Source organism: uncultured Neptuniibacter sp. (assembly GCF_947498015.1).
Taxonomy (GTDB): domain Bacteria; phylum Pseudomonadota; class Gammaproteobacteria; order Pseudomonadales; family Balneatricaceae; genus Neptuniibacter.
Map to the genome: position 1 here is coordinate 15,016 of NZ_CANMIR010000014.1, position 25,413 is coordinate 40,428.

The 25,413-nt window shown below is 48.6% G+C and carries 21 protein-coding genes; 14 read left to right on the forward strand and 7 right to left on the reverse strand.

Annotated elements, in window-relative coordinates:
• Position 1: 1 nt before the first annotated feature.
• Positions 2-793 (forward strand): hypothetical protein, encoded by a 792-nt coding sequence (locus tag Q0882_RS14755; protein WP_299183196.1) that lies wholly within the window; start codon positions 2-4, stop codon positions 791-793.
• Here Q0882_RS14755 and Q0882_RS14760 read toward each other — a convergent pair whose 3' ends face one another.
• Positions 794-1,279, reverse strand: coding sequence for a DUF302 domain-containing protein (locus Q0882_RS14760; RefSeq protein WP_299183198.1), 486 nt, complete (start codon positions 1,277-1,279; stop codon positions 794-796). It abuts the gene before it with no gap.
• Between the two features lie 96 nt (positions 1,280-1,375).
• Here Q0882_RS14760 and ttcA point away from each other — a divergent pair, with 96 nt between their 5' ends.
• The 9 genes from ttcA to recD all read left to right on the forward strand — a co-directional run bounded on the left by ttcA (position 1,376) and on the right by recD (position 15,847).
• Complete coding sequence (gene ttcA / locus Q0882_RS14765; RefSeq protein WP_299183201.1) at positions 1,376-2,335, forward strand: tRNA 2-thiocytidine(32) synthetase TtcA; 960 nt, start codon at positions 1,376-1,378, stop codon at positions 2,333-2,335.
• Between the two features lie 100 nt (positions 2,336-2,435).
• On the forward strand, positions 2,436-3,407 hold the full coding sequence (locus Q0882_RS14770; RefSeq protein ID WP_299183203.1) for a GlxA family transcriptional regulator: 972 nt from the start codon (positions 2,436-2,438) through the stop codon (positions 3,405-3,407).
• Positions 3,404-4,582 carry an MFS transporter gene (locus Q0882_RS14775; protein WP_299183205.1) on the forward strand — a complete coding sequence of 393 codons (1,179 nt, stop codon included), beginning with the start codon at positions 3,404-3,406 and terminating at the stop codon, positions 4,580-4,582. Before Q0882_RS14770 ends, Q0882_RS14775 begins: the two co-directional genes overlap by 4 nt.
• Positions 4,583-4,590: 8 nt before the next feature.
• Positions 4,591-5,364 (forward strand): class II glutamine amidotransferase, encoded by a 774-nt coding sequence (locus Q0882_RS14780; RefSeq protein WP_299183207.1) that lies wholly within the window; start codon positions 4,591-4,593, stop codon positions 5,362-5,364.
• Between the two features lie 295 nt (positions 5,365-5,659).
• Positions 5,660-6,664: a sensor domain-containing diguanylate cyclase gene (locus Q0882_RS14785; RefSeq protein WP_299183208.1), complete on the forward strand. Its 1,005-nt coding sequence runs from the start codon at positions 5,660-5,662 to the stop codon at positions 6,662-6,664.
• Between the two features lie 54 nt (positions 6,665-6,718).
• A complete protein-coding gene (locus tag Q0882_RS14790; protein WP_299183209.1) occupies positions 6,719-6,937 on the forward strand; it encodes a hypothetical protein in 219 nt (72 codons plus the stop codon).
• A 277-nt stretch (positions 6,938-7,214) separates the two neighbouring features.
• The gene (gene recC, locus Q0882_RS14795) at positions 7,215-10,493 is read left to right on the forward strand and encodes an exodeoxyribonuclease V subunit gamma (protein WP_299183210.1); all 3,279 of its coding nucleotides are present in this window, start codon (positions 7,215-7,217) and stop codon (positions 10,491-10,493) included.
• Positions 10,486-14,004 (forward strand): exodeoxyribonuclease V subunit beta, encoded by a 3,519-nt coding sequence (gene recB, locus Q0882_RS14800; protein WP_299183212.1) that lies wholly within the window; start codon positions 10,486-10,488, stop codon positions 14,002-14,004. The genes recC and recB overlap by 8 nt, the downstream gene beginning before the upstream one ends.
• Positions 13,997-15,847, forward strand: coding sequence for an exodeoxyribonuclease V subunit alpha (gene recD, locus Q0882_RS14805; protein WP_299183214.1), 1,851 nt, complete (start codon positions 13,997-13,999; stop codon positions 15,845-15,847). Before recB ends, recD begins: the two co-directional genes overlap by 8 nt.
• A 188-nt stretch (positions 15,848-16,035) precedes the next feature.
• Here recD and Q0882_RS14810 read toward each other — a convergent pair whose 3' ends face one another.
• From Q0882_RS14810 to Q0882_RS14820, 3 genes are all read right to left on the reverse strand, one after another.
• Positions 16,036-16,176: a hypothetical protein gene (locus Q0882_RS14810; protein WP_299183215.1), complete on the reverse strand. Its 141-nt coding sequence runs from the start codon at positions 16,174-16,176 to the stop codon at positions 16,036-16,038.
• Positions 16,177-16,320: 144 nt separating this feature from the next.
• Positions 16,321-16,563 (reverse strand): GrxA family glutaredoxin, encoded by a 243-nt coding sequence (locus Q0882_RS14815; RefSeq protein WP_299183216.1) that lies wholly within the window; start codon positions 16,561-16,563, stop codon positions 16,321-16,323.
• A 464-nt stretch (positions 16,564-17,027) separates the two neighbouring features.
• Entirely contained in the window at positions 17,028-17,597 is a 570-nt protein-coding gene (locus tag Q0882_RS14820; protein ID WP_299183217.1) for a TIGR04211 family SH3 domain-containing protein, read from the reverse strand.
• A 244-nt stretch (positions 17,598-17,841) separates the two neighbouring features.
• Here Q0882_RS14820 and Q0882_RS14825 point away from each other — a divergent pair, with 244 nt between their 5' ends.
• Positions 17,842-18,654, forward strand: a complete 813-nt coding sequence (locus Q0882_RS14825; RefSeq protein ID WP_299183220.1) for a mechanosensitive ion channel domain-containing protein — start codon at positions 17,842-17,844, stop codon at positions 18,652-18,654.
• Positions 18,655-18,712: 58 nt separating this feature from the next.
• Here the strand turns inward: Q0882_RS14825 and Q0882_RS14830 are convergent, their stop codons facing one another.
• Positions 18,713-20,938, reverse strand: a complete 2,226-nt coding sequence (locus tag Q0882_RS14830) for a hypothetical protein (RefSeq protein ID WP_299183221.1) — start codon at positions 20,936-20,938, stop codon at positions 18,713-18,715.
• Between the two features lie 155 nt (positions 20,939-21,093).
• Here Q0882_RS14830 and Q0882_RS14835 point away from each other — a divergent pair, with 155 nt between their 5' ends.
• Genes Q0882_RS14835 through Q0882_RS14845 form a run of 3 tightly spaced genes read left to right on the forward strand, consistent with a single transcriptional unit; the run spans position 21,094 to position 23,433 of the window.
• A complete protein-coding gene (locus Q0882_RS14835) occupies positions 21,094-21,834 on the forward strand; it encodes a 5-oxoprolinase subunit PxpA (RefSeq protein WP_299183224.1) in 741 nt (246 codons plus the stop codon).
• Positions 21,818-22,510: a 5-oxoprolinase subunit PxpB gene (gene pxpB / locus Q0882_RS14840; RefSeq protein WP_299183226.1), complete on the forward strand. Its 693-nt coding sequence runs from the start codon at positions 21,818-21,820 to the stop codon at positions 22,508-22,510. The genes Q0882_RS14835 and pxpB overlap by 17 nt, the downstream gene beginning before the upstream one ends.
• Positions 22,507-23,433, forward strand: a complete 927-nt coding sequence (locus Q0882_RS14845) for a biotin-dependent carboxyltransferase family protein (RefSeq protein WP_299183228.1) — start codon at positions 22,507-22,509, stop codon at positions 23,431-23,433. Before pxpB ends, Q0882_RS14845 begins: the two co-directional genes overlap by 4 nt.
• Here Q0882_RS14845 and yidD read toward each other — a convergent pair.
• Together yidD and Q0882_RS14855 are read right to left on the reverse strand one after the other, a co-directional pair.
• Positions 23,415-23,717: a membrane protein insertion efficiency factor YidD gene (yidD, locus tag Q0882_RS14850; RefSeq protein WP_299183229.1), complete on the reverse strand. Its 303-nt coding sequence runs from the start codon at positions 23,715-23,717 to the stop codon at positions 23,415-23,417. The genes Q0882_RS14845 and yidD overlap by 19 nt on opposite strands.
• Before the next feature lie 293 nt (positions 23,718-24,010).
• On the reverse strand, positions 24,011-25,405 hold the full coding sequence (locus Q0882_RS14855) for a PhoH family protein (protein ID WP_299183231.1): 1,395 nt from the start codon (positions 25,403-25,405) through the stop codon (positions 24,011-24,013).
• Between the last annotated feature and the right edge of the window lie 8 nt (positions 25,406-25,413).

Consider the following 25,413-nt stretch of genomic DNA (forward strand, 5'->3'; position numbering starts at 1 on the left):
TATGGCAACGCGAAGCTTCTGGAGCAAGCTAAGATTGGTTTTGCTGACACTGCTCTTGGTGATTGTGTCACTGAACACATGGCTTTCACGTGTGCGAACCACTGATTGGCAGGAACCGCTCTGGGTTGTGATCTATCCGATCAACGCCGATCAACGCTCTGATACGCAGCTCTACATCGATGGTCTGGCTGAGGATCATTTCGATGATATTGAGCGCTTTATTGATCGTGAAGCAAGCCGGTATGGCATTGAGCTGGACAAGCCGATCGAGGTGTATCTCTCTAAACCTCTCATGGGACGCCCTCCTCGTCCCCCTGAAAATCCGAGTATTCTGGACAGTGTTATCTGGAGTCTTCATCTGCGTTACTGGTCATGGAAGTATGATAACTGGGAGGGCGTAACGCCCGATATTCGTGTCTATCTACGCTTGTACTCGCCGCAGAATAATCAGGTTCTGGAGCACTCATTAGGGTTACAGAAGGGGATGATTGGTGTGGTCAATGGTTTCGCCAGTGTGGATTATCAGGCACAGAATAATTTTGTGACTGTGCATGAGGTTCTGCATACGTTGGGCGCCAGTGATAAATATGATTTTTCAAACAACCAGCCCCACTGGCCGGATGGCTACGCAGACCCCTATCAGGTTCCTCTTCTGCCGCAGTACCGCGCGGAGGTTATGGGAGGGAGAGTGCCGCAGGATCGGTATCACTCCTTAATCCCCACCAGTCTTGATCAGGTTGTTGTCGGTGAAAAGACCGCGGTTGAGATTAATTGGAGACCCGATTTTGAGTAATCATTCAGCCGATAACGCTTGCTTCAGTGCCTGAGTGATATCCTGTTCCAGTTCCAGCAGGATCGCCTGGGCAGGGCTATCGGGCTTTAACTGCCCTGGGCGGAGAAAGAGTAACTCAGTGGTCTCACCTTTCTGCAGTAGGGTGACTGATAGTGGGCAGAGAGCTGCCATCTCCGGATCTTTATTCAGTACCTGATTAACGTACCAGGGGTTGCAAAATACCAGGCTACGAACCTCATCGAAGCCATTACGATTGTAATCCTCACCCCAGCGCTCTTTAAAGTTGGACAATGAGCGACCTATATTCGGTTCAAAAATGACATAAAAACGGTTCTCATCCAAAGCATGGCTAACCTTGTCATAATTTTCCTCAAAGCTACCCGGCATCTCCAGTTTAAGTACAGGTGAGGCAGAGATGTTCAGGCTGAACAACAACGTGCTGACGATCAGCAGAGTACGGATAAGTGAGCGAATCGGCTGTAGCATAGTAACCTCTGATGGCAGGTCATTGAATAAACATCTGAAAGTGTATCACCTTGTCGGATGTTGTATAATCCGCGCTCCCAAATTGAGCATATGAACATGACCACTAGCCATACCTCTGAATCCATTAATCCTGTCAATGATGCTGAAGCTGCTGAGCAGAAAAAGCTGAAAACCCGTATGAATAAATTACAGAAGCGCCTGCGGCGTGAGATGGGTCGGGCTATTCAGGATTTTAATATGATCGAGGAGGGCGATAAGATAATGGTCTGCCTCTCCGGGGGTAAGGATTCCTATGCGATGCTGGATATTCTGATGAACCTTCAGCGCAGTGCTCCGGTTAACTTCGAACTGGTTGCTGTCAATCTTGATCAGAAACAGCCAGGCTTCCCTGAAGAGGTTTTACCTGCTTATCTGGAATCGATCGGTGTACCGTTCCATATTCTGGAGCGCGATACATACTCTGTCGTGAAAGAGGTGGTGCCAGAAGGTAAAACAACCTGCGCACTCTGTTCCCGTCTACGCCGGGGTTCTCTGTACGGCTTTGCTGAGGAGATTGGAGCCAATAAAATTGCACTGGGCCATCACCGTGACGATATACTGGAAACGCTTTTCCTGAATATGTTCTACGGTGGAAAACTGAAATCGATGCCACCGAAATTGGTATCTGATGACGGTAAGAATATGGTGATCAGACCGCTGGCGTATTCTCGTGAGAAAGATATTGCAGCCTTTGCCGAGCTCAGAGGTTTTCCGATCATTCCGTGTAACCTGTGTGGTTCTCAGGAAAACCTGCAACGGCAGGTGATCAAAGAGATGTTGAATGACTGGGATCGTCGCTTCCCTGGACGTATCGAAACAATGTTTCGCTCGCTGCAACATGTTGTTCCCTCGCATCTGGCTGATACTGAACTATTCGATTTCAAAGGGCTGCAGCAGGGATTTCCGCATGGCATTGTACCAGGCAGCGAATCCGCTACACGTCCAAAAACTGTGGCTGATCCTGCTGACGCTGTTCAGAGTTTTAATCCTCAGAAGATCGATATCCTCTCACTCTGATCCTTATGCTGTTTTTATGTCCGAATTTGACGGGTAATTGTCATTGAGGACATCGCCTTTTCGCGTGATACTGGGATTAAGTTTCAATCGGAGAGGTTCAATGAAGACGGTAGCTCTGTATGCTTATCCAGATTGTCAGGTTTTGGATGTAACCGGGCCTTTGCAGGTCTTCTCATCTGCGAATCGGGCTTTAGGTAACACACACTATACGATTCAACTGCTCGGCCCTTCAGCGGAACCTGTGCGTACCAATTCAGGGATCCGGCTGCTGCCCGATCTGCCTTTTACTCAGGCCGAAGGTATCGATACCTTATTGCTGGCAGGGGGGCGAGGGGTTTCAGCCCAATGTGAAGAGCCGGCGTTAATCGATTGGATTAAGATACAGGCTCAGAAAGTCAGACGCCTTGGTTCAGTCTGCAGTGGTGCTTTCCTACTGGCTGAGGCCGAATTACTGCGTGGTAAAAAGGTCGCTACGCACTGGCGCTGTTGTGAGCTTCTGGCCTCCACTTATCCTGAGCTTTCTGTCGATCAGGATGCTATCTGGATTAAGCAGGATGAGCTCTATACATCGGCTGGGGTAACCTCGGGAATTGATCTGGCACTGGCTTTGGTTGAGGAGGATTATGGTCACGCTATCGCTATGGAGGTGGCGCGTGAGCTGGTGGTCTTTATCAAACGTCCGGGTGGTCAGGCGCAATATAGCTCACAGCTACAGGCCCAGCATAAAGCGACCGGGGTGGTGGGTAGAGCGATCGCTTATATTGAACAGCGGCTTGCAGATCCTTTTTCTCTCTCGTCACTGGCGGATTACTGTTGTGTCAGTGAACGACACCTGTTTCGCTTATTTAAAGAGCATTTCTCCTGTTCCCCCGCGGTTTATATTGAGAATAGGCGTTTGGAATTGGCGCAGCAGTTATTAGCAGAGGGGGATCTGGATATCGAACAGGTCGCAGATCGAAGTGGTTTCGGTGCTGCGAATAATCTGCGGCGAGTTTTTCTACGCCGCTTGGGCGTGAACCCGAGTGAGTATAGAGCCCGTTTTGGAAAAAGCTTCAGGGAGAATGGAAGATGAACAGGAATGTATTTCTGCTCTCAGGGTGTCAGGCGCTGTTAACCACAGGGAATATTTTACTGGTGTCAGTGGTTGCGTTGATTGGGCAGACCCTTTCACCATCTGCATCGATGACAACCTTTCCTGTGGCCACCCAATTTGTCGGTTTGATGGCCGCGACGATACCGGCCTCACTCATCATGCGCAAAGTGGGTCGTAAGAACGGGTTCTATCTGGGGAACTCTGTGGGGATTACAGGTGCGATTGTCTGTATAACAGCACTACTGTCTCAGCAGTTTGCTCTCTTCTCATTTGGGACCTTTCTTTTAGGAATTGGGATCGGCTTCGGAACACTCTACCGGTTTGCCGCCGTTGAGGTCTGCCCTGAGGGGCAAAAAAGCAGGGCGATCTCTTTCGTGATGGCGGGTGGGGTGATCGCAGCGGTCATTGGGCCACAGCTTGCCATCTATAGTCAGGACCTGCTGCCTGATTCAGAATTTGCCGGTGCGTTTCTGGGGCTGCTACTGCTCTATACGATAGCGCTCTGCATGCTGTTTCTGACCGATATTCCTCATGAGAAGGCGGTATCGGGATTACAACCACAACGCCCATTGAGAGAGATTGTTACCCAGCCTATGTTTATCGTCGCTGTCGTCGTTGCTATGGTCAGCTATGTGGTGATGAATCTCTTAATGACAGCAACACCGCTGGCGATGGCCCGGTGTGGATACAGCTTTTCCCAGGCTGCCAATGTGATTGAGTGGCATGTTCTGGGGATGTTTGTGCCCTCATTTTTTACAGGTTCCCTGATCAGCCGGTTCGGACTAAACCGGATAATGTATACAGGAGCGCTGTTTCTGTTAGGTTGTATCGCGATCAATCTCAATGGGGTGAGTGAGTGGCACTTCTGGACCGCGTTGGTCTGTTTGGGAGTTGGCTGGAATTTTATGTTTATCAGTGCCACCCAACTGGTAACCACGACCTATACTGGGGCAGAGAAGGCGAAGTCACAAGCGGCCAATGAGTTTATGGTATTCAGTATGGTGACCCTATCGGCGCTATCATCCGGTTGGATGGAGGCCGTGCTTGGCTGGCAGGCGATGAACTGGATAGTTCTGCCGTTGGTTTTGTGGGCGGTTGGCGTTATCTTCTTTATTGGCCGCTCCGATAGTGCAGTGACACCCGCGATACCCTGAGGGCAGATATGCGTTTACATCCGAAATTGTTTAGCCTGTTTTCACCCGCACCGGTCAAGTACCAGCTGGATAGCCGAGTGGAGGCTGAGGCGCTGGGAATCAGTTCAGTCATGGAGTCTAACCCGCAGCGAATGACTGCAATGGGGCACGATCAGGTTGCCAGGCTGAATCAAATACACAGGGACAATCCAGGTGAAGCTGAGTTTATGGGGATGGCGATCTATTCGGAACCGCCACTGGAGGCTGCTGAGATACAACCCTATGGGCGCCCACAGAAAGGTCGTACCTGCCTCTTCTCTATGGCTGGAGAGCTTCCAGGTATTGAGGATGGTGAGCGATTTCCTTTGGGGGATCAGTGGCCACTAAGTTGTACCGATCAGGAGCGAGCCTTCTGCCTGCTACAGGAGAGGGTGCGTAAGTTATGGTCAGAAGGGTGGCCGGATATGGAGATGCGTTTGGCACTTATCTCCGATTATGCTGGTCGTTTGCGCCGCTTGGGTGAACATAACTTTCTACATTGGGACGGAGAGATGTTGTTTGCTCACCGTGGTCTTGAGGAGGAACCCTTAGCTTTTCTTGAGCTTTCAGGATCTGTCGAACTGCAGAGTGAACAGCTGAAACTTTCATTCACAGCCGAGAGTGATCTCAACTTTGTGGTTGTGGGTAGCACTTCGCTGCTTCCTGCTACGGCGATTGAGATTGAACCGGGTACTACCTGTTGTTTCCGCAATGGGCAGTTACAGGAAAGCTGTGAGCCGGTGATATTCTGGGAAAACTCTTAACCAGATTCTCTGATCGGCTTCAACCCTTTTGCAGGCCTATTTTTCAAGGCCTAAGCGCCATAGACATTGGTGTAGCAGTAGTTCTTGAATGATCGTAGTAAAATAACTCCACCCTATATCAAGTATGTTTGAATTCATTAAATATGAATATCCCTTCAATAAGTAAGAAAATAGTCTAGAGTTAAGCGTATAGGGTGTTACGGTCATGATCTTATTTTGAGCTGGGGTACATATCCCCAACATATTTGTTTGAAGTGGCTGAGTATTAAGTTGTATATACAGGTTTCATTAAGTTATGACCTCAAAGCTCTCTGCAGTTGAGTATGTTCCTCAGAGCCCAATCATAGATACGGTGGATCAGGCGATGTTGATGCAGATGTTTGATCGAATAGCATTGCCCACTTTCGTACTCGATAGTGAACATCGGGTTATTCACTGGAACTCCGCACTTGAAGCGCTTAGCGGGCTTAAACGTGAGGATATGATCGGTACATGCGATCAATGGCGACCCTTCTACTCTACCCCCCGTCCCTGTCTTGCAGACCTCATTTTAGAAGGGGGTAAAGATGGCGATGTTAAACACTACTACACCAATAAATGTAGCCGCTCTACATTGATTGAAGATGCCTATGAGGGGGAGGATTTCTTTCCCGATTGTGGTGAAAACGGAGAGTGGTTACATTTTACGGCTGCGGCGATCACCAATGCAGACGGAGAGATGATCGGAGCCATAGAAACACTCGAAAATATCAGCGTGCGCAAAAAAGCTGAATTTGAGCTTCTGGAACGTGAGCGTATCTACAAAGAGATGAGCATCACGGATAGTCTGACCGGGCTGCATAACTCGCGTCATTTCTATAATGAGCTTGAAGATGCAATGGAGAGTGCGAAACGCTATCAACATGGCTTTACGCTCTGTTTTTTTGATCTGGATGATTTCAAAAAGCTTAATGACACCTATGGCCATCTGATGGGAGATCATGTTCTGGAAACCTTTGGAGCACTGGTTCGCTCCTCTTTGAGGACGCTGGATAAGGGGTTCCGGTATGGAGGGGAGGAGTTTGCGATTATCCTGCCCTCAACAGAACTGGAAGGTGCACTGATTGTTGCTGAGCGTGTTCGAACTAGCCTGGCTAACTTCCAGTTTGTTGGTGAAGAGGGCTTTAAAGTGAGTTCGACTGTCAGCATTGGTGTGACAGAGTTTATCTCTGGCGATACGGTTAAAACGATCATGCAACGTGCTGATCAGGCGCTGTACGATGCTAAGCAGAAGGGAAAAAACTGTATTGTGACGGTTTGATCTTTTCTATCTGTGGACTCTGTGTAATCATCACCCCCGTTAATAGGGGGCAGTATGAAAAGTTTTCTTTTTTCGACCGATAATGACCGTGGTGGCGTAATTCTCTGTAACATAGATACACTGCCCGAAGCGGTGGAGTATCTAAAGCAGCGTTTTAAAGGTGTGGTCAGAGTAGAGCAGGGCCGCGATTACTGGAGTGAAGATGAGGGTTTTGGCAGTCTGCCAGCCGTTGATGATACTCAACAAGCCCCGCACTCATCAGGAGGTGGTTAGGGTTCTATCTTCTGGATGAATCTGCCTCTGTCTTATACGTATGCGCCCTTTCCCTCTCTCTGATCAAATGAGCAACGCGGGTTATTTTGATCCCTTTAATGCAGAGTAACTTTTAGTGACCTCAGAGGTTTTCCCTTACCGCACCGCTTGAGCCTGTATTCTGAAGATAGCGTATGCCGGATACGTGAAAATATAATTATATTTCCAGTCAATTATCTAAGTATTAGTAAGGTAAACTAGTTGCCACGTTTATAAGAGATAGCGGGTTAGGGCAAGGATGTTTCAGGTTTATCACTCAAACTCTCTGTTGGTCTTGAAGGGCCTTTTGGTTGAATTGATCCGGCGGGAACCGTTAGCAGATCCCTTTGAATCAGAGCAGCTTTTAGTCCAAAGCCCTGGCATGGCGCAGTGGCTTAAACTGGAGCTGGCCACAGCATCCGGTATTGCAGCTTCTGTTGATTTTCCTCTACCGGCTTCCTTTCTCTGGAAAAGTTTCTCACAGATACTGACCGATGTGCCGCAGCGCTCTGCCTATAACAAAGAGGCGATGAGCTGGAAGTTGATGAAGTTGCTGCCGGATCTGCTATCTCAGGAACCGTTTTCTCCTTTACGGAGCTACCTGGCAGAAGATCAGGATCACTACCGTCTTTACCAGCTGTGTAACAAAATTGCGGATATATTTGACCAGTATCTGGTCTATCGCCCTGACTGGATTGAGGACTGGGAACAGGGGGGGAATCTGGCTTCAAACAGACATCCCTGGCAACCAATCCTATGGCGTGAACTGCAACGTTATACACAAACCCTGGAGCAACCGCACTGGCATCGTGCCAATATGTTCAGTGCGTTTGTGAAGGCGGTACGCAGTCACTCTGGCGATGGAGAACTTCCGAAGCGGTTATTTGTGTTTGGAATCTCTGCGCTGCCGCAAAATTATATCGAAGCGTTAAAAGTGCTTGGTGAAAAGATCGATGTGCACCTGATGGTGATGAATCCCTGCCAGTATTACTGGGGAGATATTTTGGATGCTGCGCAGATCGCCCGTATCAACCGGCGCTGGTTCAGTAAACCTGATCTGGAGGTGGGGGACTATGCCGAAGGAAATCCGTTGCTGGCGTCGATGGGGAAGCTGGGGCGAGATTACCTGTACCAGTTGCAGGACAGTACGCAGGATGAGATTACGGCGTTCGCAGATCCTGAGCGTGGTTCTTTATTGAGTAGCATCCAGCAGGATATTCTCGATCTGAATAATCCAGCAAGTTTTACCACAGAGATTGAGAGCAGTGAGCAGAAGCAACCACTCAGAGTCGAAGATCGATCCTTAGTTGTTCACAGTTGCCACAGTCCACTACGTGAAGTCGAGGTACTGCAGGATCAACTTCTGGCCCTTTTTGAAGCCAATCGGGAGCTGAAACCCCGTGATATCATTGTCATGGTGCCTGATGTCGCCAGCTACGCCCCCTACATCGATGCAATCTTCTCAAGCGCTCCTACAGAACGCTATATTCCTTATTCGATCTCTGACCGTAGCAGCCGTCAGGAGAATCCACTGCTGCTCAGCTTTGAAAAAGTACTCAAAATTAATAACAGTCGCTTTACCGTCTCTGATGTCCTGAGTCTGTTTGAGGTGCCGGCAGTGTTGCGGCGGTTTAATCTGGATGAGGCAGGTTTTCAAAAGCTGAGATATTGGGTTGATCAGGCCAATATCCGCTGGGGGATGGACTCTGAACAACGCTCATTATGGGAACTTCCGCTGTTTGAACAAAACAGCTGGCGGTTCGGATTAAAGCGGATGTTGGCAGGCTACGCGTTGGGCGAAACAGTCTCGTTCTGGGAGGGGATCGCTCCCTATCATGAGATCGAGGGTTTGGAAGCTGAACTGCTGGGTAAGCTCGCTGATTTTATTGATCTGCTCGATACAGCAAAGCAAGCCATGAGCAAGCCTCTGTCTTTGATAGAGTGGATTGAGGCGATCAATGGATTGTTGGTGGCGTTGTATCAACCGGATGAGCAGGATGAGATAGCTCTCAGTTCAATTCGTGAGACTCTGCAATCGCTACAGGAACAGTTAAATGATGCAGAGTATGACGAAGCGATCTCCCCGGCTGTACTCTCCGATTACCTGATCAACGGGATCAATCAGCAGCGCTCTTCACAACGCTTTATGGTGGGGGCGGTAAATTTCTGTACGCTGATGCCGATGCGCTCCATACCGTTTAAAGTGGTCTGCCTGCTGGGGATGAATGACAGCGCATACCCTCGAAGTATGCCGCCGGTGGGCTTTGACCTTATGACGGACTACCCGCGACGGGGAGACCGTTCACGGCGTGATGATGATCGTTATCTGTTTCTGGAAGCACTGCTTTCAGCTCAGGAAAAACTGTATATCAGTTATATAGGCCGATCGATCCGAGATAACAACGAACGGGTACCCTCGGTACTAGTCAGTGAACTGCTCGATTATGTGGAACAGGGATATGTACTTGAACCGGATCGACAGCTGCCTTATCACGAAAGTGGTCAAAAGTTGCGCAACTCTCTGCTGCAACAACACCCTTTGGTTCCCTTCAGCCGCACCTACTTTCTGCCAGATAGCGATCTATACAGTTATGCAACGGAGTGGATACCTGCTGCTGAGGCTGAAGGTAAGCCGTCAGCGGAGTTTGTCATCGCGCCTTTAAGATCGGAACCGATCGAGCAACTGGAGCTGGATAACCTGATCCGTTTTATTAACGATCCCTGCCGCTGCTTCTTTAATCAGCGACTCAAGGTTTATTTTGCGAATTATGAGTTGGAAGCGAGGGACGAGGAGCCATTTTCACTGGATACTCTCGAGGCCTATCTGATCAAACAGCGTTACCTGGAGGCTGCGCTTAACGGTGAATCGCTGGATCAACTGGATCAGATTGTGCGGGCGGAAGGGGTACTTCCGGTTGCTCAGCCGGGGGAGATGTTACAGGCAAAAATCCGCAAGGATTGTGAAGAGCTGGCACAGAAGTTACTGCCTCTGTGCGAGGGCGAGCCGGTTCAACTTGAGATCGATCTTGAACTTCATGGTGTCAGACTACAGGGCTGGTTGGATCACTGTTATCCCTCGCATCTGCTGCGGTACCGGCCCGCCACGGTTAAGCCAAAGGACAGGCTCTCGACCTGGATCAACCATCTGGCACTCTGTGCGACCTCTTCGCGTTGTTCAAATACGATCTATCGAGGGCTTTCCGGCCAGGTTTTCTACCGTACTGTAGAGCGAGCTACCGCCCTCGAACTCCTTGGTGATTTAGTTTTATTCTATCAGCAGGCGATGTCTGAACCGATGGCCTTTGACCCTGCATCGGCCCATACCTATTTTACTCAAATGGATAAAGACCCTGAGAAGGCGATGGAGAAGCTGGAGAGCGGTTTCTATGGAGATAACTATTCAAGGGGATTATGGGAGAGCCCCTATGTGCGAAGGGCCTATCCGGATTTTGGAAGTTTTTCAGAGAAGTTCCTGCCTCTGGCAGAGCAGATCTATACGCCGATGTTGAGCTATATCGAGGAGGCAAAAGGTGACTAAGGTGAATGCACTTAATCCCTTAACCTTCCCGTTACAGGGGCAGCAGTTGATAGAAGCGAGTGCCGGTACCGGTAAAACCTATACCATTACGGCACTCTACCTGCGCTTGCTTCTGGGGCTTGGGAATATCAATGACCGTCCCCTGGGACCTGATCAGATACTGGTGGTGACCTTTACCGAAGCGGCGACGGAAGAGTTGCGTGATCGTATTCGCGCTCGTATCAGCGATGCCCGAACCGCTTTTCTGCAATCGGATGTGAAGGATCCGCTGTTGCAGGCGTTGAAGCGGCAGGTTGATGATAGTGCTCAGGCGGTGAAACTGCTTGAGCACGCGATCCGGCAGATGGATGAAGCCGCGATCTTCACCATTCACGGCTTCTGCCAGCGCATGCTGAAACAGCATGCTTTTGAGAGTGGTTCTCTGTTTGAAACTGAACTGACTCAGGATGATCTTAGCTTGATTCGTGGAGCGGCGTTGGATTTCTGGCGTAGCACCATCTATCCATTGAACGGGTTGTTAACTGAGCTGGTTTTTGAGCATTGCTGGAAAACCCCGGAACAGTTGATCGCTGAGTTGCGCGGTTTACTCAGCAGGCAGGTGATTCTTCAACCTGATCTGTCAGATCAGGACCTGCTTCAGGTGCACAATGACCGTATAGTTGCGATCAACACATTTAAGCAGGCGTGGCTTGAGTGTACGGATGATCTGTTTGAGTTGATTCAGACATCGGGAATCAATAAACGCAGCTACAACAAAAATAACACACGTCGGTGGCTGGATAGGGTGAGCGAATACGCCCAATCTGATCAGCATGAACCGGACAAAAAGCTGTCTGAGATGATGCAGAAGCTGGCTCAGACCAGCCTGCAGGAGAAAACTGATAAGGGAGAGGCACCAGAACATCCGCTTTTCCTTCACTTGGAGCGTTTGTTGGCAGAATCGGTGCCGGTACGGGAGATCCTTCTTAGCCGAGCCCTGAAACAAGTGAAGCATCGTCTGGCTCTGGCTAAACAGCAGTACCAGCTGCAGACATTTGATGATCTGTTGATCGGGCTTAACAGTGCACTGCATGCCGAGCAGGGGGAGCTGCTATGTGATGCGATCAGGCAACAGTTCCCAGTTGCGATGATCGATGAGTTTCAGGATACCGATCCACTGCAATACGGTATCTTCTCCCGTTTATATTCAGATCCATACCGTACCGCTCTGGTGATGATAGGGGACCCTAAACAGGCGATCTATGCATTTCGTGGTGCGGATATTTTTACCTATATTCACGCACGTCGGGCTGTCAGTGAAACCTATACCCTTGATACCAACTGGCGTTCAACTCACGCGATGGTGGAATCGGTTAATACGCTGTTCCGGTCGGCTCAGTCAGCGTTTATTTATGATGACGATATACCTTTTATTCCGGTGAAGGCGGCTGATAAAACAACGGAGCGGTTGAAGATTCAATCTGTCGAACCTCCTGCGCTGACACTTTGGTACCAGCCATCGGAGGAGCCTTTAAGTAAGGGGCAATACACCTCCGTTTATGCGCAGGCCACAGCGGCAGAGATAGATCGGCTTATGGCAGGTGAGGCGATGATTGGTGAACGTGCCGTACAGGGCTCTGATATCGCGGTGCTTGTTCGTGACCGGTTCGAAGCTGAGGAGATTCGCAGGGCCTTATCTGTCTATGAACATCCCTGTGTCTACCTGAGTAATCAGGATTCGGTTTTCAACTCATTAGAAGCACTTGAGCTAGCGTTAACTCTGGCTGCGATTGAGAACCCTCAAAATGAGCGTGGTCTTAGAGCGGCTCTGGCTACTGAGCTGTTTCAGCTGGATATGCATGCACTGGATCAGCTTAACCATGATGAGAACCTCTGGGAGGATATCGTTGCAGAGTTCAATGATTACCGTGAGCAGTGGGTGAATCGTGGTGTGTTACCGATGCTGCGGAAACTACTTCATCGGCGTAATCTGGCATCAAAGACATTGGAAAATATGGCGGGTGAGCGCCGGTTGACCAATCTTCTTCATCTCGCTGAACTCCTGCAGCAAGCCAGTAGTGAGGTTGAGAGTATAAATGGATTAATCCGCTGGTTTAATGAGCAGATTGCCAGTTCAGACAGTGCCGCTGATGAGCAGGTGATCCGTTTGGAGAGTGAGCGAAATCTGGTTACGATTGTTACGATCTATAAATCAAAAGGACTTGAGTATCCGATTGTCTTTCTGCCATTTGCATCCAGTTTCAGGGAGCAGAAAACGGCTTTTTATCATAATGATGCGGGTGAGGCTGTACTTGATATTAGTGCTGACCCTGAGGCCTTAGCAGAAGCAGATCAGGAGCGATTGGCAGAGGAGTTACGTCTACTTTATGTGGCGTTAACCCGTTCGGTTTATAGCTGTTATGTTGGGGTGAGTCATCTGCGCATTGGTAATGCCAAACGTTCGCGGTTGCAAGATAGCGCGCTGGGGTATCTGTTATTGCAATCGGGTATGAGCCTTGAGGATGCGTTAGATAATCTCACCGATCAGCAGTCTGCGATTCAGGTTATCTTGCCTCCGGACCATGGTGCACAGAAAGATCTGTTTGCAACCTCTGAAACGGCTGAAGTCTCGCTGAAGGCGCGAGCTTTTAATCAGAGAATTGAACGTGACTGGCGGGTTAGTAGTTATTCAGCGCTGAGTAGACATGCAGCTTCATCCCTTCCAGTATTGCCGGGGCTTGATCTTGAGGTAGCAGATGAACAGACTCTGCCCGTCACGCCTGAAGGTGTAAAAAATATCTTCACCTTTCCCAAGGGTGCCCATGCGGGGACGTTCCTACACAGCGTTTTTGAAGAGATTAGCTTTACTGATTATATGGGGTGTGACCGACAGAGGGAGAGCTATCAGCAGCAGCTCGAAGATCAGTTGCTTCTGGCGGGCTATGACCCGGAATGGTTACCGGTGATTGATAAGCTGATTGTTGATGTACTGGGCAGTCATCTCGATTCGGAGGGGCTATCCCTGGCACAGGTAGCGGACCGAGATCTGCTGGTGGAGATGGAGTTTATGATCAGTGCGGAGCAGTTGACGGTTTCAGCTTTGGAAACACTGATCCGCAAATATGATCCGCTCGCTGTACGGGCCAGGCCATTAGCCTTTGAGCCTTTGAGCGGAATGCTTAAGGGTTTCATCGATCTGCTGTTCCGCCATGAAGGCCGCTATTACGTGCTGGATTATAAGTCCAACCACCTTGGATATGAGAGTCAATGTTACGATCGGGCGGCTATGGAGCATGCGATGATCGATCACCGCTATGATCTTCAGTATCTTCTCTACTCGCTGGCAGTACACCGTTTGTTACGCCAGAGAATACCTGATTACAGTTACGATCATCATTTTGGCGGTGTTTACTACCTGTTTCTACGTGGCATGGATGGCAGATCTCAATCCGGTGTTTTTAACACGCGGCCTGACCGTCATCTGATTGAGCAGATGGACCGACTTTTTTCAGGAGGTGCCGAAGATGTCTGATCTGTGCTTATCAATGATGAAGGCCTGGGCCGAGCAAGGATTGATTCGAACTCTGGATTATCAGTTGGCTGTGTTTGTCGGGGAGCAGCAACCTGAACAACCTGCATTACCTTTTTTGGCGATGCTGGTGAGTGCAGAGCTGGCAGCAGGTAATGTCTGCTTACCTTTGGCTAAATTAGCCAACCCTGAACAGTTTTGGCCTGAAGAGATCGCCACGGAGATCAAAAAAACGGATTGGCTGCAGCTCCGGGGCGAAGAGGGGCTTCTACTTGTGCCTGCAACAGGGTCGGTGAGTAGATCCCCTAGGTTGATGGTGCTTGATTATGCCAGAGTCTATCTTTATCGCTACTGGATCTACGAAACTGCTGTTGCGGCACAGTTACGTCAGCGTGCCTGCTCGGTTAAAACGGACCTGTTTCAGTTGCAGCAGGATTTAGCGAAGCTGTTTGATCAACCGATGGCAGAGATTGACTGGCAGATGATCGCTGCCGCGGTTGCTGTACAGAAGCGCTTCGCTGTTATCAGCGGTGGCCCGGGTACCGGTAAAACGACAACAGTTATTAAACTGTTGGCACTCTATATCGAACAGAAACGTGCTGAGAATCGCACAGTCAATATCCATCTGGCGGCTCCTACCGGGAAGGCCGCCGCTCGCCTGGCTGAGTCGATCAGTTCAGCCAAGCAGAAACTTAAACTAAGCCCAGAACTTTCTAAACTGATACCAACAGAAGCGACAACACTCCACCGGTTAATGGGTGTGATCCCTAACAGTAATTGCTTTCGCCATGATGCAGAAAACCCGTTGCATCTTGACCTTCTGGTACTGGATGAGGCTTCAATGGTTGATCTGCCGATGATGGCGCGGCTTCTGGATGCTTTACCCAGAGAGGCTCGCGTTATCCTTCTGGGGGATCGGGATCAGCTGGCGTCAGTGGAAGCGGGCAGTGTGCTTGGAGATATCTGTAGTTGGCCTGGGAAGTTGAGCTATTCACCTGAGCAGGTGGAACAGTTGAATGGATTATGTTCTCTGCCGGAACCGCTCGAGAGGGATCAGCAGAGTGGTTTTGCCGATTGCCTAGCACTGTTACGCAAGAGCTACCGTTTTGATGATCAGAGTGGGATTGGTTTTATCGCTAAAGCGGTCAATCAGGGCTCTGCAGAGCGTGTGAAACAGATTATTGAGCAGGGATATAGTGATCTGAAATTTCATCGCCTTACCAAAGATCATTATGAACAGGTGATTGCTGAGGTGGTGGGTGTCTACAGCGGCCTGAGTAACACGCTTGTGCAAACCGGAGATCCCGGGGGAGCGCTAGAGCGTTTAGGTCACTTTCAGTTGCTCTGTGCACTTCGTGAAGGCCCCTACGGTGTCTCTGGGTTGAACGAAAGGGTGCGATTAGAGTTGAAACAAAGAGGCGTATTTCAGGGGGATAGCCTCTGGTATCCCGGACGTCCTGTGATTATCACTCGAAATGATCCGGGACTCTCTCTGTATAACGGAGATGTCGGATTGGTTGCACCGGATGAAACAGGGCGGTTGAAAGTCTGGTTTGAGCAAAATGGAACACTACGGGCTGTACTCCCCAGTCGCTTACCGGAACATGACACGGCCTATGCGATGACGGTTCATAAAAGCCAGGGGTCAGAATTTAACCGGGTTGTACTGCTGTTACCGCCAGAAGAGAGTCCATTGCTTAGTCGGGAGCTGCTCTATACGGGGATTACCCGTGCAAAGCAGAGTCTGTTGCTCTGCACAACAGAGAAGGTGTTAAGGGCAGCTACTCAGCAAAAAACCGAGAGAGCGGGTGGATTGGCATTACGCTTATGGGAGGCGGGTCGTTAAAGTTTGGTTCTGGATTTCGTTATTCTGACCGGAAGATAAATCTTATGAATGCCAGACAGCTGAGTCTCTGCGTAGGGGATTATATTAGATCTAACCCCTAAGTTGGGTAGAAAAAAAGCAGCCTCAAAGCTGCTCTGGTGTCGTAACGAGGGCTATCAAGGGAGCGAAAAAGGCACTCCTATCTAACGCTAGCGGCGGTGTTGCAACCGTTTACGTTTGTATTCCTCTGTTTCTACACGAATCGGTTGTGGACGATTCGTATTTGTCTCCCACATCTGAAGCAATATAACGCCTGCAGCAATCGCAATCAGGGCAGCAAATGTCATCATAACTCACTCCTATGCTGGAACAATCCAGCTACATCGTTTCTGCAGTATAACTAAGTGTCTTAACTATCGCTATCGGCTTTATCCTGCTTATCTGAAGTGGATATTTAATCCACTTAATACATTTATGCGGGCAGATTTAAGTTTTTAAACCCCGGCGCTTTCAAGGTATTGCGCAAGCTCTGTGTAACCACCGATATGCTCCTGACCACAAAAAACCTGTGGTACCGTTTCAACGGGCTTACCTACTGTTTGTTCCAGGTCTGCTTTGCTGATCCCCTCTTCATGGATATCGATATAGCGGAAATCCAGCGCCTTTTGTTCACAGATATCTTTTGCGCGTTTGCAGAAACCACAACCTTCACGGCCAAATATAGTAATTCGTTTCATCTTTTTTCCTTCAACTCGCTTTATGTTGGGTTTATTAAAACAAGCTAATGTTCGTATCACCAATTGGATCTGTTTATCCCTACGATTAGATTTTTTTATCAGACAGGAAAACACTATGTGAATACTATTTTGCACCGCAAAAAACAGCGTGGTTCGGGAGGTTCAGCGGGGGTATTTTCTTTGTCCCCAATGTTTGTGGATAACTCTGTAAATAACAGCGGGGTAACTGGTTTCAGGGCATTAATAGGCAGGCTTTCAACGAATTGATCAAAAAATAACCAGTAATTTATATCATTGAAATTAAAGGGTTTTTATTGTCTCTGTGGTGGGATTAAGGGTTTTTTTAACGCCTATTCATAAATACACAGATTCGTCATGAATCTTTAATCTGGATCAATGTTTTAGCGGAGTAAAGCAAAAAAAACCGGGTAGTTACCCGGTTTCTTAGTAGAGAGTAATACAGCTCAGAACCACTCATCTTTTCGTTTTCTGCGTTTAGGGAAGTAGGGAAGAATCAGACCCAGAAACACCCCGCCTATAGCAACCAGCCCCCCATGGGTAAACCAACGCATCAGATTGCTTTCGTCGCTGGACTCAATCTTGAAATTCAGCTCTTTGATCGTGGTATTTAGCTGGTCTACTTTGCTACTGAGTGTCTGGTTCTCCTGCTTCAGTTCAGCCGATTCCTGTTGAAGAGTTTCGATCTGAACTGCTTGTTTTTCAACAGTCGACTGGCTTTTCTCCAGGCTGCTCTGCAGCTTCGGTAAACGAATGGAGATACTGTCGCCTGAATCAACCGCAGAGGGTTCGACCCATCCGATTCGACCTTTAGACATGCGGATCTGAACATATTTGCTCTTAGGATCGCGCTTCAGGATATCGACCGCAGTACCACTTTTAATACGGGTAATGATCCTGTATCCATTACTGGGACCGTTGTGAACATAGACCATGGCGTCATCAGCGATGTGGCCTTTTTCAGCATTGGCAGAAGCGGAAAAGATCAGAAGGGCTAGCAGAATAAACTTTTTCATTGATACATTTGTTTGAACACTGGAATTTGTCATATTGTACGGATTAAACTGATTGCTTAACAGGTTGTAATGTTGGTAATACCGCTTTTATCACTGCGTTTTAGCATTTTGCAGTAGATCAGGGGGTTACCGCGAAGCGAGACAGCCTCTTAGTCAGCCTGTTTGGCTGTTGTTCAGATATATTTTGATTTAATTCGTTCACTTTTTCATCATAAATAGTGATTACTTTTTTCAGGGGAACCTAATGGAAAATTTCTTTGATACTTATCTGTTTCCATGGATCGTAGATATTGCGATTGCGCTGGCGATTTTTTTCGTCGGTCGTTGGGTAATAAAACAGGTTATCAAACTGCTTGAGCGTGTACTTCGTAAAGCCAAAGTTGAAGACATGCTGGTAAACTTTATCGGCTCGATAGCGCATGTAATGTTGCTGTTGTTCGTTATTGTTGCGGCGCTTAATCAACTAGGTGTTGATACAACATCTCTGATCGCTCTGGTCGGTGCTGCGGGTCTGGCAATTGGTCTCTCCCTTCAGGATTCGCTGAAGAACTTTGCTGCTGGTGTGATGCTGTTGGTTTTCAAACCATTCCGTGAAGGTGATTTTGTTGAAGCCGCAGGAGTTTCTGCTGTTGTAGAAAAGATTCAGATCTTCAATACCCTGATGCGCACCGGCGATAATCGCGAAGTTATCGTGCCAAATGGTTCGATCTATAGTGATGTGATCATTAACTACTCTGCACGTGATACACGCCGTGTGGATATGGTATTCGGTATTGGCTATGACGATGACCTGCGTAAAGCTAAGCAGATTCTTAATGAGATTATTACTGCGGATGAACGGATCTTAAAAGAACCTGAAGCGGTAATTGCTGTCTCTGAGCTGGCCGATAGCAGCGTGAATTTTGTAGTACGTCCATGGGTCAAATCAGGCGATTACTGGGCTGTGCTGTGGGATACCACGGAAGCCGTTAAACTGCGTTTTGATGAAGAGGGTATCAGTATTCCTTATCCTCAGATGGATGTTCATCTGCATAAGCAGGAACAGGAAAACGTATAATTCCAGATGCTGGAATAAAAAGAGCCTCAGTTGAGGCTCTTTTTTTTATCCTTTCACACTACTCATCAGGATCGATCTCGGCAGCGATATCATCTTCATTCTGACTAATGAGAACCTGCTTAAGCTCCTTTCGTAGCTGAACATTATCACGCTTATATTTCTGAGCCTCTAAACGATATTTGAAGATCTCTTCGTAACGGGCGTCCAGTTTGACTTCCATGGTATTGATCAGTTTTGTTTGTTCCCCCAGCCGATCTTCCAGCTCGTCGATCTGATTCTGCAGGTCTTCAATCAGGGCGTAACCGGAGTGTTCAGTCTGGCTACTCTGGCTACTCTCTTTCTCTGTGGTCTGTAACTCGGTCACAATATGACTGTAGAGAGCTTTCAGATCGGATTCTTCCCGACTGTTGTACCTGATTGTGCTCTCTATCGCTTTATGGGCGCTGGCTGCACCAATAGATCCGGCGAGAACATGCTCAACCATCCGGTGAAACTCAACCAGTTCGATAATGGTGATTTTGGACTTCTCATGCACCTGTAGATCTTCAGCGATGGTTTTTATCTCTTTGTCTGCTTTGTCTTCATGCAGGTAATCAGAGAGTAAACTTTTAGCTTCTTCAAGTTTTGGCGCGATCAAAATATAGGAGTCCAAACCGGTAGGGCGCGCCCTTCGGGACTGAGTGGAGTGCATCGCAGTGAGGAACTCAGTGGTCAGATTTCGCTCACTCTTATTCGGGCTGAAGATGAGGGAACCGATAATGTAACTGCCAATATTAAAGATCAGTGACCAGAACACGGCGTGTGTGACCGGATGAAAACCTTCCAGGCCGAATAGTGCTTCCGGACGCAGCATGACCAGTTGCCAGGGACCTTCTGTGAGGAGTGATTCCGAAAGCCAGCCATGCTTTATAAAAGTCGGTATTAGCAGCGTGTAGACCCAGATTGTAAAGCCACTGACAAGACCAAGAAAAGCGCCAAGGCTATTCCCTTTACGCCAAAACATGCCACCGAACAGTGCCGGTGCAAACTGTAGAACTGCAACAAATGAAAGCAAACCGATTGCCGCAAGGATGTAAGAGGTCGCAAACTCATTGGCAAACCAAAGACTACCTAGCAGAATGAGTGTGACCATCATCCATCGGAGCTGTAAAAGGTAGCTGCGTAATGGTTTCAAGAAACCGATGCGCTCGATGGTTGGCAAAATCAGATGGTTGGATGCCATGGTGGAGAGCGTCATGGTGGTGATTATGATCATCCCGGTGGCTGCGGAAAATCCACCGATAAAGGCCAGAAGTGTCAGGGACTGGCTCCCTGATATCTGCGGCAGCATTAGGACAAAGAAATCCGCATTCTCTGACGGCATTCCCATCAATAGTCCGGCTGCGGCGATCGGGACGACAAAGAGGTTGATCAGCAGCATATAGGCAGGGAACAGCCACATGGCGGTTTTGATATGTTTGGTGTTGGAGTTCTCAACGACCGAAACATGGAACTGTCTCGGTAGGGTATGGATCGCAGCGAAGCTAAGAATAATCAGTGTGATCCACATTGATGTGCTGTTATCACCATGATTGAGGCTGACAAGGTGATCCAGACCTGCCGTTTCAATGCGTTGGAGGATATCACCAAAGCCATCAAACAGGGTGTAGGTGACGAAGAAACCGACCGCCATAAAAGCAACGATTTTCACCAGACACTCGGCGACCAGCGCAGCGATCATCCCCTGATGACGTTCGGTTGGGTCTAGCTTGCGAACGCCGAAAATAATCGTGAAGCCGATCATAAAGATTGTAACGATTAGACCCGCTAACTCATGTTCCTGCCCACTTTGGGGTGAATTAGTGATCAACTCAAACGAGCTGGTTACTGCTTTCAGCTGTAGTGAAATATAGGGAACAATACCAACCAGCGCGATCAGGGTGATCATCGCGGCTATTTTCTGAGAGCGGTTGTATCGGGTGGAGATAAAGTCAGCGATACTGGTTATTCGAAAGGTCTCTTTTGCCTGCACCATACGGCGCAGGGTAAACCACCATAAAGCGATTCCGATCAGTGCGCCTGCGTAGATTCCAAAATAGAGTAAGCCGGATGTAGTTGCGAAACCGACACTGCCATAAAAGGTCCATGATGTATGGTACACAGCCAGTGAGAGGGCATAGATCCAGGGATTTCCTGCGCTGGAATCATTTTTATTCTGAATTCGCTTTTCCACAAACTGGGCTATTGCGAATAGCAGCGCCATGTAGACGGTTACATAAAGAATAACGGATAAAGGTGTAAACATAAGATCCGGCTTAGCTAAAGGAATTATTATAGTGCCTATCTTAAACCCTATAGATGCTGTGCTAAAGGGTGTCAAAATAAAATAACCATCTGATATTCTTAGTAGTTTAAAAAATAGCGTAAACTTTGGGCATAACGTTTGGCTGGGATAAGAGAATGAAACTGAACTGTGATTTAGGTGAAAGCTTTGGCGCCTGGAGTATGGGGTTAGATGCAGAGGTCATGCCCTACATCCATATGGCGAATATTGCCTGCGGCTTCCACGCCTCTGATCCGGTTATCATGGAGCAGACTGTACAGCTAGCCAAACGCCATCAGGTGGAGATCGGTGCCCATCCGGGATATCCGGATCTGGCAGGTTTTGGCAGGCGGAGTATGAACTGCTCTGAGGCTGAAGTTCGGGGGCTCCTGCTCTACCAAATATCTGCACTTACAGGTATTGCCGCTGTGAATCAGTCGGTTGTGACATATGTGAAACCGCACGGTGCGTTATACAACGATATGATGCGGAACGACCTGTTGCTGGAGCAGATCATGCGGACCGTTGCAATGGTGGAACCACCTCTCAGACTTATTATTCAGGCGACGGATGACAACAGCAGATATCAGTCTCTAGCTGATCAGTATGGTATTGAGTTGATGTTTGAGGCTTTTGCTGATCGTGGGTATGACGATCAGGGCTTACTTCTGCCGCGCTCTCAGCCGGGTGCTGTGTTTCATGATTCGCAACAGATTCTTGATCGAGTTCTGCAGCTCTCAGAAGAGGGAACAGTGCTATCTTCATCCGGAAAAACATTGCAGCTTCAGCCAGATACCTTGTGTGTGCATGGGGATAATCAGCAATCGGTTGCGCTGGTTGCAGAGATGAGACAGGTTTTAGATGCAGCTGCGAATTGAGACAGCAGGCGTTGATAGCCTGTTGCTGCGTTTTTCCGACCGGGTCGAACCTGAGCTGATTAGCAGCATCGGTACGGCCTGTAATCTGCTGGAAAGTGCGCTTGATGATCTGATAGTCGATCTCGTTCCTTCATATACAACGCTTCTGGTGGTGTATGACCTGAACCGAGTGACCGAACAGGAGATCCGTTCACAGGTATTGTCTGTGCTTCAGCCGGAGCAAATACTGAGTTCTGAAAAGTTGGTTGTGGGCAAAACTGTGGTATTACCTGTCTGCTATGAACCCTCCCTCGCTCCAGATATGGAGCCGCTTCAAAAAGCACTCGGGCTGACCAGGGAGGAGATTATTCAGCTGCATACCGGACGGACCTATCAGGTCTATGCGGTTGGCTTTAGTCCAGGCTTTGGTTATCTGGGCGAGTTAGATCAACGTTTACAGCTTCCTCGTCACGCCACCCCCAGAACCCGCGTGCCCGCGGGCTCAGTCGCCATTGCTGAGGCAAACACGGCTGTCTATCCACAGGAAACACCGGGTGGCTGGTGGTTAATTGGCTCAGCTCCCCTGCCTGTATTTGATAAAACTAAAGTGGATCCCTGTCTGTTCGTTGTGGGAGACCGGGTCAAATTTGAAGCTATTTCACTCTCCGAGTATCAACGTCTCGAGGCATTGAGATGAGTGGCCTGCGTGTCATAAAACCTGGTCCTTTCTCCCTGATTCAGGATCTGGGACGGTTCGGATATCAACATTATGGCGTGACCACCGGCGGTGCTTTGGATGAACATGCTGCCCGTTGGGCAAACCGACTATTGGAAAATACAGCGGATAAAGCGCTGTTGGAAGTAACGTTGGGTAATCTTGAGCTACAGGCGGAGCACTCTGTCTGGATCGCAATCACAGGCGCGGATTGTCCAATTCAGATCAATAATGAGAGCTGCGCAGGTTGGCAGACCCATTTTCTGGAGAAAGGTGATCGGATCACATTGGGGTGGGCTCGCAATGGTCAGCGTGCTTATCTGGCGGTGAAAGGCGGCTTCTCTCTGAGACCAGAGTTTGGCAGTTGTTCCACGGTCGTCCGTGAGGGGTTGGGGGGGATCGAAGGCAAGGCGTTAGCTGTTGAAGATCTTCTCCCTTGTCAGAACAGTTGTTCAGATGATTTTATCTGTAACCGGGGGGTTCCCTACCGTTCTATACCGGATTATTCAGCACCCACAACACTCAGAGTGATATCCGGGTATCAGATCGATAACTTCTCACAGCAAAGCCGCTCTACCTTCTACTCGACACCTTATAAGGTCAAGGTCGAGAGTGATCGAATGGGGTACCGCCTTGAAGGAGCAGGGGTGTCCGCCGAAATAACAGGCATATTTTCTGAAGGTATCGCCTTTGGTGCCATTCAGATCCCTCCGGATGGGCAACCCATTATTATGCTGAAGGATCGGCAGACATTGGGTGGCTACCCGAAGATAGGAACCTTGCTACCGATAGATGCATTCAGACTGAGTCAGTGTCGACCGGGAACAGAGGTCTGCTTCGAACCTATATCACTGGCTGAGGGGCAGGAGATCATGCGACAGTTTTATCAGTTTTTTTCTGCCTGACCTTCCTCTTTATCAAGATTGTGGTTGTCACAGCTGCATCGTTCTTCCGAGCCGGGAACCGGATCATAACCTCCGTCGTTATAGGGATGACAACGGGCGATACGCCGTAGGCCCATCAATGTTCCTTTAATCGGGCCGTGAAGCTGTATCGCCTCGATCATATAGCTTGAACAGGTTGGGTAAAAACGACAGCGTGGTCCAATAACCGGACTGATTATGTAGCGATAGACGTTAACCAGCCCGATCAGAAGCCAGCTGAGGAGCTGTTTTAAATAAGTGATCATAGTGTTTAGTTTAATTCAGCACGTTGCTTCGGGGCAAAAAAATACCGGGTAACAGACTGGGTCACCCGGCAATATCTCAGGGGAGGATTAAGATAGCATTAAAACGCCATCTCAATTTTTGCAGTTGAGATCGTCTGCATAAAAAAGTTAAGGAGATCGATTATATCGGCTGGGAAATAGATTAAAAGATAAACAGTTGTTTTATTTTCGTAGATATGAACTAAAACAGCCCTGAGACATTATATCTTCAGGGCTGCAGCGTTGTTGGTACTTTGGTCGATCGGGGAAAGTACTTAGAGATGTTCCTCCGCATACTCCGCCAGTCTGGAGCGGAAAATTCCCTCTAGATGGATGTTGGCGGCGCCATCATAATCCTTAAACCTTTCAACAAGATAGGTCAGGCCTGAGGTGAGAGGTGTCAGGTAGTTGGAGTCGATTTGAGCAAGGTTGCCCAGGCAGATCAGTTTGGAGCCTTTGCCACAACGAGTGACGATCGTTTTGAGTTGTGACGGTGTCAGGTTCTGCGCTTCATCTAGCAGAACAATCGCATCCTGTATGCTGCGACCACGGATAAAGTTCAGTGATTTAAACTGAATATTAGCCTGTTCAATTGCATATTTGACACTGCTTTGTGGTCGTTCATCCTGTTCATGCATCGCTTCAAGGTTATCCTGAATAGCGCTGAGCCAGGGGGTCATCTTCTCCTCTTCCGTACCGGGCAGGAAGCCGATATCTTCTGCGACCGGAGGGGTTGAGCGGGTGACGATAATCTTATTGTAACGGCGCTGCTCAATCACCATCTCCAGTGCACAAGCCAGCGCGATCAGGGTTTTACCGGAACCGGCGGCACCGTTGAGAATCACCAGATCCAGATCTGGATCCAGAACGGCATCCATTGCAAACGCCTGAAAAATATTGATCGGTTCGATACCCCAACAGTTCTGCTGCATCAGGCGATCCACACCCAGATCCATCAGGGTCACCTGTTGGTCCTGAACCGAGGTGACACGCGCTGCAAACTCCTCGGAATCATCATAAATATATTCACAAGGGTAGGTTTCAGGAAGAATACTCTGATCTATCTGATGAAAGGTGTGGCTGCCCTCCTGATAACTTTTGACGTTCTCGACCCGCTCCCAGATATTACCTTCCAGATTGCAATGACCGGCCGGTAGTAATTCAATATCTGAAACCAGTTGGTCTGTACGGTAATCTTCTACCCGCTTTAAACCTGCACCCAGCGCTTTCAGGCGCATATTGATATCTTTGGTGACCAGGATAATCTCACGGTGTGGATTGGTCGCCTGAAGATGTAGTGCACAGTTGATAATCTGATTATCTTTATTCGCGTTTTGAGGCAGGAACCCCTGTCTTGCGGTCAGTTCGTGGTCTGGAAAGATGCTCAGCTGACCCAGTTTCATATCACTGTTTGCAGCGGTGATAGGGATCTCTATATCAACCCCTTTGGTAATTTCGGTCGCATCCTCTGCTTTACTGATGATGTCATCAATGGCGCGAATAGCTGCGCGTGCCTCCTGAGAAACATTTTTTTTGCGGTCCTTTATATCGTCTAACTCTTCAAGAACCGTCATCGGAATGGTGATGTCCTGTTCTTTAAATTCATACAGACACTTAGGGTCATGCAGGAGTACGTTGGTGTCGAGAATATAGAGTTTAGAGGCGGTCATAGCCGGTT